Annotated in this window: 10 protein-coding genes; 6 read left to right on the top strand and 4 right to left on the bottom strand. The window is 46.0% G+C overall.

Annotation, left to right across the window (positions count from 1 at the left end; all coding sequences use genetic code 11):
- Window positions 1-19: 19 nt before the first annotated feature.
- The 5 genes from lipA (at window position 20) to LWP20_RS00030 (ending at window position 9,186) form a co-directional block, all read left to right on the top strand.
- Window positions 20-931, top strand: a complete 912-nt coding sequence (lipA, locus tag LWP20_RS00050; protein ID WP_242926061.1) for a lipoyl synthase — start codon at window positions 20-22, stop codon at window positions 929-931.
- A 381-nt stretch (window positions 932-1,312) separates the two neighbouring features.
- Complete coding sequence (locus LWP20_RS00045) at window positions 1,313-3,778, top strand: ice-binding family protein (RefSeq protein WP_242926060.1); 2,466 nt, start codon at window positions 1,313-1,315, stop codon at window positions 3,776-3,778.
- A 32-nt stretch (window positions 3,779-3,810) separates the two neighbouring features.
- Window positions 3,811-4,746 (top strand): PorP/SprF family type IX secretion system membrane protein, encoded by a 936-nt coding sequence (locus tag LWP20_RS00040; RefSeq protein ID WP_242926059.1) that lies wholly within the window; start codon window positions 3,811-3,813, stop codon window positions 4,744-4,746.
- 19 nt (window positions 4,747-4,765) lie between these two features.
- Entirely contained in the window at window positions 4,766-6,739 is a 1,974-nt protein-coding gene (locus tag LWP20_RS00035; protein ID WP_242926058.1) for an OmpA family protein, read from the top strand.
- Window positions 6,740-6,900: 161 nt separating this feature from the next.
- A complete protein-coding gene (locus tag LWP20_RS00030; protein ID WP_242926057.1) occupies window positions 6,901-9,186 on the top strand; it encodes a TonB-dependent receptor domain-containing protein in 2,286 nt (761 codons plus the stop codon).
- A 12-nt stretch (window positions 9,187-9,198) separates the two neighbouring features.
- Here LWP20_RS00030 and LWP20_RS00025 read toward each other — a convergent pair whose 3' ends face one another.
- From LWP20_RS00025 to gcvP, 4 genes are all read right to left on the bottom strand, one after another.
- Complete coding sequence (locus LWP20_RS00025) at window positions 9,199-9,807, bottom strand: DUF4136 domain-containing protein (RefSeq protein WP_242926056.1); 609 nt, start codon at window positions 9,805-9,807, stop codon at window positions 9,199-9,201.
- A gap of 68 nt (window positions 9,808-9,875) precedes the next feature.
- Window positions 9,876-10,241 (bottom strand): hypothetical protein, encoded by a 366-nt coding sequence (locus LWP20_RS00020; protein WP_242926055.1) that lies wholly within the window; start codon window positions 10,239-10,241, stop codon window positions 9,876-9,878.
- Between the two features lie 138 nt (window positions 10,242-10,379).
- Complete coding sequence (locus LWP20_RS00015; RefSeq protein ID WP_242926054.1) at window positions 10,380-10,958, bottom strand: DUF4136 domain-containing protein; 579 nt, start codon at window positions 10,956-10,958, stop codon at window positions 10,380-10,382.
- Between the two features lie 156 nt (window positions 10,959-11,114).
- Entirely contained in the window at window positions 11,115-14,030 is a 2,916-nt protein-coding gene (gene gcvP / locus LWP20_RS00010; protein WP_242926053.1) for an aminomethyl-transferring glycine dehydrogenase, read from the bottom strand.
- Window positions 14,031-14,289: 259 nt separating this feature from the next.
- On the opposite strand from gcvP, the gene LWP20_RS00005 reads away from it, so the two are divergent.
- Complete coding sequence (locus LWP20_RS00005; RefSeq protein ID WP_242926052.1) at window positions 14,290-15,513, top strand: NAD(P)-dependent oxidoreductase; 1,224 nt, start codon at window positions 14,290-14,292, stop codon at window positions 15,511-15,513.
- Window positions 15,514-15,544: the final 31 nt, after the last annotated feature.

The raw sequence follows: 15,544 nt of genomic DNA, 5'->3' as shown, positions 1-15,544 counted from the left end.
AACTTCCTATCTTTGCAGCATGGATGAATTAATATCACTTCCGGTTATACAGCCTAACACTACTCCCGCCGAGCTGAGTGAAAATGGCAAAATACGCAAGCCTAACTGGTTACGTGTAAAGTTGCCTGTGGGCCAGGAATACACTAAAGTAAGAAACATAGTATCTGAATATAAACTGCATACCATCTGCGAGAGCGGCAACTGCCCGAATATGGGTGAGTGCTGGGGCGCAGGTACGGCTACCTTTATGATTTTAGGTAATGTGTGCACCCGCAGCTGCTCTTTTTGCGCTGTAGCCACAGGCCGCCCGAATGAGTATGATGAGGATGAGCCACGCCGTGTAGCTGAAGCCATTCAGCTGATGGGTGTGAAGCATGCTGTAATTACCTCTGTAAACCGCGACGAACTGAAAGACTGTGGCGCTGCCATCTGGCACGAAACGGTAAAACAGGTAAAGCTGCTGTCGCCGGCCACTACCATAGAAACCCTTATCCCGGATGTGAAAGCAAACTGGGATGCCCTGATCACCATGATATCTCCTGGCCAGGAAGTGGTTTCGCATAACATGGAAACGGTAAAAGAACTTTATCGCCGTGTGCGCCCGCAGGCCAAGTATGAGCGCAGCTTAGAGCAAACACGCCGTACTAAAGAATATGGCAAGCGCACTAAAACAGGTATAATGCTAGGCTTAGGCGAAACCAGAGACCAGGTATACCAGGCAATGGATGATCTGGCAGAGAATGGTTGCGATATACTTACACTTGGCCAGTACCTGCAGCCAACAAAACTGCACATAGAGGTAGCCGAGTTTATACACCCGGATCTGTTTGAGCATTACAGAGAAGAAGGCCTGAGACGCGGCATTAAGTATGTTGAGTCGGGGCCGTTGGTTCGCTCTTCTTACCACGCAGAACGCCACGTGCACGTTTAGTAAAAAACTCATTTATAGTATAAAAGCCCCGGTTGCTGTGCAGCCGGGGCTTTTTTATATGCCTGTTAGTACCGCAACGGCTCCTTTCAATTATCACTATATATATTATTTTATAAACTTTAATATATCTGCCTACGTATATATGGAACACTGTATCTAACAAGTACTTAAGAACTCCAAGTGCAACTTTTAGACTCAGAAAACAGCATTAGCAGGCTGCATTCAGCTGATCCGTGTATTTTGAAGCCTGTAATATATAAACATCTAAATTTTTCATTAATAAACACAAACTTATTTATTTTTATCAGTACATTTACAATATAAATATGTATAATTACATATATATATACAAAAAGACCCAATTACTTTACAATTCGATATATGCATAGACTTTTACTAATCTGCCTTTTCCTGATTGCTGGCACCACCCTAAGTCTGGGACAAACAGATCCGGGTCTTAACACTGCCTCAACTTTTGCAGTATTAAGTTCAACTTACATCGAGAACACTGGTATTACAGGTGTTACAGGTGATGTAGGTCTTGCGCCGGCAGGTATGTTCCTGGACAACGGAACCTTAATGGTACGGGGTGCAAAAAACATAAATGAGCCAGCTGCAACTGCTGCTTTGCTTGATGCCAGGGCATTGCATACGTATTACAGTAATGCACCCGGCAGATCTATTACAAGCGCCGACCTTAAATCGCATGTTACATTTCCTGGCATCTACCACTTTGATGGCGATGTAAACCTCGACGGCATTGCTGTCCTGAATGGAAATAAGGATGTAAACGCTACTTTCGTTTTTGTTATTGATGGCGATCTGACCACGCCTCTGCCAGCCCCTCCGGCACCCGGCACAGGTTTATTGCCCGAGGATGGCGCACAGGCCAAAAATATTTTCTGGATCGTAAAAGGTAAAGTAGACCTGGGAAGCTCTACAAATTTCATGGGTACCATCATTTCTGAAGGTAATATTAGTTTAGGAGCAGGTGTAAGTTTAATTGGAAGAGCTATTTCTTTAAACGGTGGGGTTGATCTTCACTCCAACAATATTTACCTGCCAACCATGATAATTGCCGATCTGCAGGTGAAGAAAACTGCACTAGCAGGAGAATATGTAATTGGCGATGAAGTAACTTATACTATAACAGCACAAAATGCCGGCCCGAATGCAGCTACCGGGGTGGTGGTAACAGAATTACTGCCGGCCGGCCTGCAGTTTGTAAGCTTTACTACAGCAAAAGGTACGTATGATACCGCCACTAATAAATGGAATATTGGCAGGTTGGAGAACGGAGAAGTAGTAACACTTACTATTGTTTTCAGAATCGCATCGTCTGGACAGATTGAAAATAAAGTTGCCATAGAGGGCGACAACCCGGATCCGAACCCGACAGATGATGAAGACAAATTCCCGATAGAAATACCGGTAATTGCTGCTAACCTCTCGGTAACTAAAGTAGCCAGCGGCGGGCCTTATACAATAGGTGGCAATGTTACCTATACAATCGATGTGAAAAATGCCGGCCCTTATACTTCGCAAGTAGTAAGTTTAGTTGATGCACTGCCGGCAGAGTTAGAATATGTTAGCAGCACAGCTACACAAGGAAGCTATAACCCAGCTACCAGTATCTATACTGTAGGCGATCTGGCAAAGAATGGAACGGCAACATTAACCATTGTTGCTAAGATCAAAAGTTTTGGCACTAATGGTGGCAAGATCACAAACATTGCTGAAGTTAAAAGTGAAGTTACACCGGAAACAGACCCAACAGATAATAAAGATACAGAGGTAATTCAGATTACTTGTCCGGCTCCTGTATTAGCCATAGAAGGCGAGTCATCAGTTTGTGCCGGCACAAAGAACCTGGTTTATACTGTAACTGACATACCTGGCGCTACTTATACTTTCTTACTGACAGACGGAAAGTCTGGCGGTTGGGGAATCGTATCGCAAAACAGAAATACTGTAACGTTAAATGCGGGCACAGAGCCAGGCATTATAAGGGTGTGTGTAAAAGATATCTGTGGTAACTGCTATAATATTGAGAAGACTGTTAAAGTAGTTACTCCTCCTACGCTCTCTGCTATAAGCGGCCCGGCTTCAGTTTGCGCCAATGCCGAGAAACTGGTATACAGTGTTACTGGTAACGCAGCAACTTATAACTGGGTAGTGCCTGCCGGCTGGACAATTGAAAGCGGCCTTGGAACAGCCAGCATTACAGTAACAGCAGGTACCAGCGGCGGAGATATCAGTGTAACGGCTGGCAACAGCTGTGGTACCAGTGCAGCAAACATCCTGGCTACTACTATAACAATACCTCCGGTAGCTCCCGGCCCGATAGCAGACAACAGCAATGTATGCGATGGCCTGAAGTATAGCATTGCTCCGGTAGCTGGTGCAACTTCTTATTCATGGGCAGTGCCGTCAGGCTTCACCATCACAGGGGGCCAGGGCACAACAGCTATTACTGTAAAAGCCACTTCACCAAATGCGTTTGGCGAGGTAACCGTAACTGCCAGCAACAACACCTGCGAAGGCGCTGCAGCTACAGCAAGTATAAACATTGCCCTGGCAGATGGCGAGCTTAGCTTCCCGAAAGCCATCAGCCCGAACGGCGACGGTAAAAACGACACCTGGATAGTAAATAACCTGACAAAATTCCCAACAAACGAAGTAGTGATCTTTAACCGCTGGGGGTCAGAAGTATACAGAAGGAATAACTATCAGAACGACTGGGCCGGAAACGGGGTGGAGCAGGGTACTTACTTTTATAAAGTTAAAGTGCAGCTCTGCAACGGCATACAAAAAGAGTTTACCGGTTACATAACCATTTTCCGCTAAGCAAACCCTTAAAAAGAAAAACACCCGGAAAAATGAAAATACTTTACACACTGCTAGGCCTGTTGCTCACTTTTACAGCCAATGCCCAGCAAAACCCACAGTACTCTCAATACATTTTTAACAGTATGGCCATTAACCCGGCTTATACTGGCAGCAAAAATGTACTTAACCTGAATGCCTTCCACCGTTCGCAGTGGTCAGGTATAGAAGGTGCTCCTACAACGCAATCGCTGAGCCTGGATGGCATTGCCGCAAACAACCGCTTAGGATTAGGTATGGATATTACCCGCGATAAGCTGGGCGCCCAGTCTACCCTATCAGCTTATGTAAACTCTGCTGTAAAATTGCAGGTTAGCCATAACGGCGTACTTAGCCTGGGTTTGGCAGCAGGTATAGTGCAGAATGCTATTGATGGCTCTGAATTAGGTATTTCAGATGACCCTTCTATACCTAGCAACAGCGAATCAACTATAAAACCGGACATGAAGGTTGGTTTATACTTCCACACCGACCGCCTGTATGCAGGTTTATCGGCCACCGACCTTCTGGAGTTTAAAGATGCCCAGATGCTGGAGCCCGCCCGCCATTATTACTTTACAACCGGTTATGTGTTTGATATGGGCACCTTTCTGAAGTTTAAGCCAAGTGTACTTATAAAAGAAGATTTCAAAGCTCCTGCCAGTGTTGATTTGAACGCATTTGTATTGTTGGCTGATAAGTTGTGGCTGGGTAGCTCTTACCGCACCAGTATGGATCTCTTCAGCAAAACAGATAATAACACCGATATGCAAAAGCGCACAGCCATAGCCTTGATCGCAGAGCTGCAGATTCAGAAATCGCTGCGCCTGGGTTATGCCTATGACAAAATGCTGAACGGGCTGAATGGCTTTAACACGCACGAGATATCGGTTGGCTATTACTTCTTCAAGAAGAAAGATACCAAAATGCTTACTCCGCAATACTTTTAATCTATAGCGCCCTTATACGATGAACTATAAATCTACACCCTTTTGCCTTTTGATTGCTGCCATGCTGGGATTAGCTCCCGCTGCACAGGCCCAATCTGAGTTGCGAAAAGCAAATAAACATTACGAGAACTATGAGTTTGCCCTGGCGCTGGAGCAATACCAGGTTGCCGTAACAAAGCGCAAACCCGATCTGCAAACTGCCCAGCGCATTGCCGATGCTTACCGCCTGACACGCCGCACCCAGGAAGCTGAGAACTGGTATGCCAAAGTAGTAGCAATGCCAGACCGTAACCCTGTAAACCTGTACCAATACGCTGAAATGCTGCGTAGCAACGGCAAGTATAAAGAGGCCAAGGAGCAGTATATGCGTTGGAGCGAAGAGGCACCGGAAATGGCCGAACGTGCCCAGCAGCTGATAGCAGCCTGCGACCAAAGCACAAAATGGATGCAACAATCACCGGTGGCTGAAGTGAAGCACGAGCAAAGTATAAACTCCGCTAACTTCTCCGAGTTTAGCCCCATGAGCTACGGCAATGGCATCATTTTTACTTCTGACCGTGGCCTGACCTCCGACAATAAGAAAGATATTTATGGCTGGACGGGACGCCCGTACCTGCAGCTTTTCACAGCCCAGAAAGACGACCAGGGTAACTGGAAATCTCCGATGGTGCTGCAGGAAGTAATAAATTCACAGTATCATAATGCCACAGCATCTGCTGCCGAAGATGGCCAGATGCTATACTTTACCAGAACGCACCTGGTTAAAAAACGCAATAACGTAAACCCTGACCCTACCAGCTGGGTGAAAGAGGAGGCGGTAACAGAGTATGTAAACCGACTTGAGATCTTCACTGCAAAAAAACAATCCGGCACCTGGAGCAATATTCAACCATTTATATATAACAAAGTTGAAGAATATTCCGTAGGACATCCTGCACTCTCTGCTGATGGTAAAGTGCTGTACTTTGTATCGGATATGCCAGGCGGGCAAGGCGAAACAGATATTTATTATACCACACGCCAGGCCGATGGCAGCTGGAGCGAACCTGTAAATGCAGGCGCTACTGTAAACACGGCAGGCCGCGAAAGCTTTCCTTATGTAGATAAAGAAGGTAAGTTATACTTTGCTTCGGATGGGCATGCCGGCATGGGAGGCTTGGATATGTTTCAGGCAGAAGGCAAGCACACAGCCTGGACAGGAGTTCGTAACCTGGGTTACCCGCTTAACTCGCCTAAAAACGATTATGGTATTATGTTCGACAGCACAGGCAATAGCGGGCTGTTTTCATCGAACCGCGATGCTGCCGATGGTACTGATGATATCTATAGCTTCGGTAATTTACAGCGACCTGTAGTGCTAGCTGTTAAAACGCTGGAGCGCAAACAGAACGAACAGAAGCGAAATATTCAGGTTGCTTTGCCGCAGGTAAAATTAGTTGTGGCACAAAAGAACCTAAAAGATTCGACTGTGGTTATGACAAATGAAGGGGGACAGTATTTTATGGATGGCCGTAAAGGCAGCACTTACTCCTTCCAGGGCTCAAAAGACGGTTATCTGAACCAATCGGTGCAAGCCGTAATACCGGAAACAGCCGGCGACACAGTGCAGGTGGCATTGTTGTTTGATAAAAATGAAGTAAACAAGGCTATCGTGCTGGAGAATATCTACTACGACCTTGATAAGTGGGACATCAGAGAGGATGCAGCTGCCGAGCTCGATAAGCTGGTGCAAACCCTGATGGATAACCCTGAAATTAAAATAGAAATGAGCGCACATACCGACAGCCGCGAAGGTATGAAGTATAACCAACTGCTCTCCGAGCGCCGCGCAAAAGCCGCAGTTGATTACCTGGTATCAAAAGGAATCAGCAGAAAAAGGCTGACAGCAAAAGGCTACGGTAAAACCAGACTGGTAAATGGTTGCGCTGAAGGTGTGCAGTGCTCCGAAGAAGAGCACCAGCTCAATAGAAGAACAGAATTCAAGATCAGGTAATACTGACTGAAAAATATCTCATTAGCTTTCATAGTTTGGAAAGGCTCCGCAGTTTCTGTCGGAGCTTTTTTGCTTTCTGGGGCAGCTATAATAAAGTTAAGAAGGCTAAATTACTAACCCAGAACCGCAGCTGCACGTTTTGCTACTTATCTTCGGTAACTATGAAATTAACCTTACTACTCTATCTGCTTCCGGTATTTATACTTTGTACCTTGCCCTTTAACTCCTGGGCACAAACAAGTATAGCCGGGCAAGTGCTTGATGCCAGAAGCAAATTACCACTCGAAGGCGTAACCATCAGCACAAACACAGGGCAACAAACTATAAGCAGCAAAAGCGGTGATTTTATGCTGATAACAGCTGATGCCTCCGTTTTATACTTTAGCTACCTGAGCTACCAAACGCAAACTATAACGCTACCAGTTTCAGCTCCTGAACTTAAAGTATACCTGCAACCAACAGCTGCCGCTTTGCAGGAAGTAGTTGTAACAGGTTACCAGAGCAACCGCCCGCTGCTGGAAACAGCCGGCGCGCTAAGTATAGTTGGCAGCGATGTGATCAGCAGGTTTGATGAAAGCTCTTTGGTAAGGGCCGTGAATACAGCGCCGGGCGTACGCATGGACGAACGTGCACCAGCCAGTTACCGCCTCTCAATTCGTGGCAGTACCTTACGCTCGCCTTACGGCATCCGGAACATAAAACTATACTTTAACGGCATGCCGCTAACAGAGGCAAATGGCACTACTGCCCTTAATTTAATAGATGCGGCAAGTATAGGAAGTATGGAAATCCTGAAAGGGCCGACTGCCAGTATTTATGGTGCAGGTACCGGTGGCACAATACTTTTAGAACCCAAACGTGCCGAGGCAGATAAACAACAGGTGCAGGTTGGAGCGACAGTAGGTTCGTATGGTTTCCGGAAGTATACCGCTACTGCTACAGCTGGTAACAGTAAAAGTAATGTGTTGGTGCAGTATGCCCGCCAGCAATATGATGGCTACCGCGAGCAATCAGCTCTTGACAGGCATGTGCTTCTCTTATCGCCTGAGTTTTATATTTCCGATAAGCAAACCATAGCCGCAAACATACTTTACACCGATCTGTACTATGAGCTGCCGGGAGGAATTACAAAAGAACAATACGATCAGAATCCGCGTCAGGCGCGGGGCGGTATGTCTGGCAGCGTGCGGCAACAGGCATCCATCGACCTGCAAAGTATAAATGTTGGGCTAAAGCAGGAATACAAATTCAGTGATAACTGGCGCAACACTACCTCAGTTTATACTTTGCACCGCTTCCGCGAAAATCCTTTTAACACAGATTATGAACGTGTGGCAAACCAGGAATATGGCGGCCGTACCAGTTTTACCCATTCTGCCAGTTTAGGAAGTATACCTACAGTTTATACTTTTGGTGCAGAATTTCAGCGTGGGTTTGAAGCAGCCCGCACTTATAATAACAATGCAGGCACGCCCGACAGCCTGCGCACCGATGATGAAGTAATTGCTAAAACCGGTTTTATTTTTGGCCAGGCCGAGCTTGAGCTTCCTGCTGATTTTATACTTACCCTGGCACTCAGCCTGAATGATACAAAGTATAACATTACCAGATTAAAGCAGGCAGCTACGGGGCAGTACAAGTATAACCGCGATTTTAAGGCCGTAGTATCGCCGCGGGTAGCATTGCTGAAGAAGCTTACTGACCAGGTGTCGGCACATGTCAGCATCAGCAGCGGTTTTTCGCCGCCCACTGAGGAAGAATTGCTTCCATCGGATGGCAGTCTGAATAAAGACCTGGAAGCCGAAAAAGGGATAAATTATGAAGCTGGGCTAAGAGGTAGCACTAGTAATAATAGGTTTACTTATGATGTGGTAGGCTTTTACTTCCGCCTGAACGAAACGATTGTAAGCCGGCAGAATGCATTGGGCGTGGCGGTGTTCCGGAATGTAGGCTCTACAGCACAGAAAGGAATAGAAACAGCACTAGGTTATACTTTGCTGGAAAATCAGGACCAGCTTTTAACACTGCTCAAGCTATGGACAAGCTATACTTACAGCCATTTCAGGTTTAAAGAATATCAAAAAGATCAGGAAGATCTGTCAGGCAATAAGCTTACAGGCGTGGCACCGCATACACTTACGGCTGGCCTCGACCTTAATACCAAACCGGGTTTATACTTTAACCTGACCTCCAATTATGTTGATAAAACGCTACTAAACGATGAAAATACCGTTTTTGCTGACAGTTACTTTATACTTGCGGCCCGTGCCGGTTATCGTAAAAGTATAGCCAGGCATTTTGAGCTGGAAGTTTTTGCCGGCGCAGATAACATAACAGATCAGAAGTATAGCCTGGGCAACGACCTGAATGCTTTTGGCGGACGCTACTTTCAGCCGGCACCTAACCGGAATTACTACGGCGGCCTCACTCTGAAGTATAAACTATAACATTCATGCTTTTTACCTGGCTGCCGTACCCACCGGATACCCTGAAAGTATGCTTGCAACTGCTCTGTTTATTTCCCGGCTATCTGCTTTGGTTTCTGTTATTCCGTCCGTTACCCACCCGCGCCATACCAGCTGGTTTGTATCCGGGTCTATCAGATCAATAATGAGAGTGCCTTTAGGGTAAGCAGCCACCGTACGGTAGTCAGGTAGGCGACTTGTATCATAATTATAGCGGTAGCCATACCAGTAGCTATACCCATAGCCGAAGCCGGGTGCAAATGCATCAGCCGGAATATCTTGTGCAGGCTGGCCAATATTGAGGTCGTAAGCTAATAACAGGTCTGGGTCTGATGTGGCTGGCGCGAGGCCTTTCTTTACCAGTTCGCTTTCTATGGCTAGTCTTAGCCGTTTATCTATATCAGTGCTATAAGTTGCCTGGCCAGATTGAATATTGGCAGCAGGCGTAGCTTGGTACCAGCCAAAGGTGCGAAACCGCTGGAAATCTGTTGCCCGATCGAAAGATGCCTGCACATCAGAACCAGGTGCGCAGCTAATAAGGTTAAGGAGGAAAAGTAAAGTATAAATGGCGCCAATGCCGTGCCTTTTCAGAGAAGCTCCCATAATGTTGTAGCCTTTTTATTAGCTACTATACGCGGCAAGGTTAACGAGAGCTGAATTACGAAGAGGGATTAACGGAGCTTGCGGCGGCTCTTTTTCAGAATAAGTTCGTTGGCAACCCAGGCTTCCAGTTCTTCAGCCATTGATTTGGTGTTGCCATTGCTATTATTTGTCTCAGCTATTTCGCCTGCGGTTTTGTTAGAGCCAGGTATAAAGTCAGCTTGTGGTAACAGGTTCAGGTGTTGTTTTGTAACCTGAGGTATAGCAGCATTGCTTTCAGCTGTAGCATTTGTTGCTTTCTCTTTATTAGTATCATCTACTCTCGCAGCAGCAGTGTAATTAAATGGGGTATTACCGGCCTGCACTACCTGCGCATTTGCAGTAGAGCATAACAGGCAAAACGCTACCAGAAGTTGTAATACAGCTGCTTTCTTCATGGCAATTAAAGAATAAAGTCAATAAATAATTGTAACAGTACAAAGGTAAGAAAATATGTATAGCGAAATCTATATTTTCTAAATACAAGTATATTTTACCTGTTTAAAGTGCTTGTTATGCCGGGTTGTTATAGAGGTTTATTTGGGTGGGTACTGCGAGAGTATTTTGCTTACCGAACCTCTGATATCTCTTTCGTCTGTCTGGTCGGCTTCAATTTCTCCTTCTGCTACACCGCGCCAAACCAGCTCATTTGTTTTGGGGTTTACCAGATCGATGATTAAGGTGCCCGTCGGGTATTGGGTTATACTTTTGGAGTTGGGTACGCCGTTCACATCATACTTAAACCGGTAGCCATACCAGTAACTATACCCATAGCCAAAACCAGGTGCTAAATCTGCATTTTCTGCCTGTTTTTCCTCTAGTGCCACATCAAAAGCGATCAAGATATCCGGGTTAGCTGCATCAGGTAAGATGCCTTTCTTTACGAATGCTGCTTCCACAGCTGTTTTTACACGTCGGTCTACTTCCGGATCGTAGCCGGTTCTGAGGTTATTGGCTGCCTCTGCCGGATACCAGGCAAAAGTCTTGTACTGCTTAAAATCGGCTGAGCGGTTGAAACTGCTCTGCACATTCATAGTTGGCTGGCAGCTAATCATTCCTACTATACTTGTCAGGAGTAAAAGCAGGCTAATACCTTTAATCTCGAAGCTTTTCATGGTTCTATCATTAAGTGGCAGCAAGTATAAAGTATACGCTATTGGTGGTAGGTTGATAAAAACAGTTTTGAAGTATAAAAGATGTATGAAAAGCAGTAAAAGCAAAAAGCCTGACACATTGCTGCGTCAGGCTTTTCTGTATTTAAAAAGATGTTTTTAAACTGCAGTCATCTCCTGGCTCTGCTCATTATAAGCTTCAATCGGAGCACAAGAGCAAACCAGGTTACGGTCGCCGTAAGCGCTGTCGATGCGGCTAACAGTTGGCCATACTTTGTTTTCGCGCAGGTAAGCCATCGGGAATACTGCTTTCTCACGAGAGTAAGGTCTTTCCCAGTTCTCTACCATTACAACCTTCATCGTATGTGGCGCATTCTTCAGCACGTTATTCTTCTGGTCAGCTTTGCCGGCTTCAATCTCACGAATCTCCTCTCGTATCGAGATCATCACTTCGCAGAATCTATCCAGTTCTTCCTGTGCTTCAGACTCGGTTGGCTCTACCATCAGCGTACCAGCTACCGGGAATGATACAGTCGGCGCATGGAAACCATAGTCCATTAAACGCTTCGCGATATCTTCTACCTCTACGCCATACTTCTTGAACTCACGGCAATCCAGGATCATCTCGTGTGCACAACGGCCTTTAGAGCCAACGTAAAGCACAGGGTAGTGCTGCTCCAGGCGAGCCTTGATATAGTTCGCATTCAGGATTGCAATCTTCGTAGCCTCTGTTAAACCTTCGCCGCCCATCATGGCAATGTAAGCATAAGAGATAGGCAGGATAGATGCAGAGCCCCAAGGCGCAGCCGAGATAGCGTTGATCGCATCCTTACGACCCAAATCAACCACAGCGTGACCAGGCAGGAACGGAGCCAGGTCTTTTACCACACCGATTGGACCCATGCCAGGACCACCACCACCGTGAGGTATACAGAAGGTCTTGTGCAGGTTCAGGTGGCAAACATCGGCACCGATGTGCGCCGGCGAAGTTAAACCAACCTGAGCGTTCATGTTGGCACCGTCCATGTAAACACGACCACCATTGTCATGTATGATCTGGCAGATCTCGATGATAGACTCCTCATATACACCGTGTGTAGATGGGTACGTCACCATTAAGCAAGACAGCTCATTCTTATATTGTTCAGCTTTCGCGCGCAGGTCAGCAACATCAATATTACCTTTTTCATCGCACTTCACAATCACCACTTTCATGCCGGCCATTACCGCAGATGCTGGGTTAGTACCGTGTGCAGAAGATGGAATAAGCGCAACTGTGCGGTGATGATCGCCGCGTGACTCATGGTAAGCACGGATAACCATCAGGCCAGCGTACTCGCCCTGCGCACCTGAGTTAGGCTGCAGCGATACTGCATCGAAACGGGTGATCTCACAAAGCCATGCTTCCAGGTCTTTAAATATCTGTGCATAACCTTTTGTCTGGTCAGCTGGAGCAAACGGGTGCAACTGCCCGATCTCTGGCCATGTAACCGGGATCATCTCAGCAGTAGCATTCAGCTTCATAGTACAAGAACCCAGGGAGATCATCGAGTGAACAAGAGAAATGTCTTTGTTCTCCAGGTGCTTCATGTAGCGCAGGATCTCGTGCTCAGAGTGGTGCTTGTTAAACACTTCGTGCGTCAGGTACTCGCTCTTACGGATCAGGCTATCAGCCCAGGTTACTTCAGTTTCTTCCGGTAACGCATCTATAGTTAGTACGTCCGCAGATTTACCGGCCACCTTCGCAAATACAGCAACTATAGCTTTAATATCTGCCAGGTTTGTGTTCTGGTGAAGTGAGATACCGATGTTGTTCTCACCGAAATAACGGAAGTTGATACCAGCCGCTTCAGCCTCAGTACGGATAGCATCTCTCAACTCAGCGCTTTCTACAGCAATTTTCAGCGTATCGAAATACTGTTCGTTCTGCTGCTCAAAGCCTAATGCTTTCAAGCCATCTTCTAACTGCTGGGCTAAGGCGTGTGTGTTAAGGCCGATATACTTCAGGCGACGTGGGCCATGATAAACGGCATACATACCAGCAATAACAGCTAATAATACCTGTGCAGTACAGATGTTGGAAGTAGCTTTCTCACGGCGGATATGCTGCTCACGTGTCTGCAGGGCCATGCGGTAAGCCTTGTTACCAGCTGCATCTACAGAAATACCAATAATACGGCCCGGGATAACACGCTTAAAAGAATCCTTTGTAGCAAAGTAAGCAGCATGCGGACCACCAAAGCCCATTGGTACACCAAAACGCTGGGTAGTTCCAACTACAGCATCAGCGCCCATCTCACCCGGAGGTGTTAATAAAGTAAGCGAAAGAATATCGGCAGCAACAGCTACGAACATTTCCTGCTCGTGTGCTTTTGCTATGAAATCTGTATAGTCAAAAATGGCACCATCGGCAGCAGGGTATTGCACCAGCGCACCAAATAATGTTTCATCAGAGAAATCTACTTCACGGTGATCACCGATAACCAGTTCAATACCGATCGGAATAGCACGCGAAAGCAGGATATCTATAGTTTGTGGCAACACCAGTTCCGATACAAAGAAACGGTTGGCTGCTTTGCGGGCGCCTTTACGGTTTGCAAAGAACATACCCATCGCCTCGGCAGCTGCAGTACCTTCGTCCAGCAACGATGCATTGGCGATCTCCATACCTGTCAGGTCCATTACCATGGTCTGGTAATTGATCAAAGCCTCCAAACGGCCCTGTGCAATCTCAGCCTGGTACGGAGTATAGGCAGTATACCATCCCGGGTTCTCCATAATATTACGAAGTATAACCGGAGGCATGATTGTGTCGTTGTAGCCTAAGCCGATATACGACTTATATAGTTTGTTCTGCTTCGCGATCTGCGAGAACTGGTTCAGGAACTCAGTCTCTGTCAGAGCTGCTGGCAGGTTTAATGGGTTTTTAAGTCGGATGGCGGCCGGTACGGTCTCCTCAATCAGCTGATCCAGCGAGTCTACCCCGATGGTCTTAAGCATATCCTGCATCTGTTCTTTGTCAGGGCCGTTGTGGCGCTCCTTAAACACGTCTGCAGGTTTGGTTTTAAATATCATAGCAGTGATCTATTGATTGGGAATTATGGATTTTAAAATCTTAAAAGGAGCGATGTGTTGCTACCCTTTCATTTTTTACAAAAGTAATAGTAAATGTTTATTATATTGAAGCTTAAAAGCTAAATAGTTCGAGCTCTATTACAATGCTTAAGATATAAAAGTAGATTATATCTAAACGCTGCCGCAGGGGGCTTATACTTTAACCCTTAGCAGACTGCTTAACACTTTTTAACCGATAACAATTCAAGAACACAAACAGATGCGTAAAGTTAAGATCGGAATCATAAAGGAAGGAAAAGTGCCGGTAGATAAGCGTGTGCCGCTAACGCCAAAAAAGTGTATAGAAGCCATGCAGGAGTTTCCGGGTGCAGAGATAATAGTACAGCCCAGCGAGGTAAGATGCTTTAAGGATGACGAATACCGGGAGCTTAATATACCAATGCAGGAAGATCTGAGCCAGTGTGATGTACTGATGGGCGTTAAAGAAGTGCCGATTGATCAGCTTATACCTAACAAAACATACTTCTTCTTTTCACATACTATAAAAAAGCAGCCCCATAATGCTAAACTCCTGCGGGCTATACTTGACAAGAACATTACTTTAATAGATTACGAAACCCTGACAGATAATAAAGGACAGCGTGTAGTGGCTTTCGGCAGGTATGCCGGTATAGTTGGTGCCTATAATGGTATACTTACCTATGGTAAAAAATGGAACCTGTTCGATTTAAAGCCAGCTTACCAGTGCCACGAAATGGAAGACATGCAGGAAGAGTATTTTAAGGTAAAGCTTCCCCCTATAAAGATAGCCGTTACAGGTGGTGGCAGGGTAGCTGGTGGGGCCATGGAGGTGCTGGATAAAATGGGTATCAGAAAAGTAAGCGTTTTTGATTACTTATATAAGCAATTTAATGAGCCTGTTTATGCACAGTTGCATTCCGGAGATTACAATACCCGCCCGGATGTAGAAGTATGGGACTCGCCTGATTTTTATACGCACCCTGAACTATACCAGTCTACTTTCCGCAAATTCACCCGCGTTACAGATCTATTATTAGCCTGTGCCTATTGGAACCCTAGTGCACCAAAGCTTTTTACAGAAGAAGATACCCGCCAACCTGATTTTCAAATAGATACAATTGCTGATATTACCTGCGATGTAGATGGCTCCATACCTACAACCAAACGCTCTTCTACTATAATAGAGCCCGCCTACGATTACAACCCGCAAACAGGAGAACTGGAACAAGCCTATAGTCGCCGCGACAACATTACTATTATGGCAGTAGATAACCTGCCTTGCGAATTGCCACGTAATGCCTCCCGTGATTTCGGACGTAACCTGCTAGACTATGTATTTCCGCAGCTATTTAACAATGACGAAGGAGGGATGCTGGAAAGAGCAACTATAGCCAGAAGCGGTGAACTAACTACAAAGTATAAATACCTGCAGGATTACGTGGAGGCGGTCAAGGTGTTATAGATAAGCGAACCTTACGCTATTATATATAAAG

The sequence above is a fragment of the Pontibacter vulgaris genome (assembly GCF_022758145.1).
GTDB lineage: Bacteria > Bacteroidota > Bacteroidia > Cytophagales > Hymenobacteraceae > Pontibacter > Pontibacter vulgaris.
Note: the sequence above shows the minus strand (reverse complement) of the source record. Positions and strands in the feature narration are given on the sequence as shown.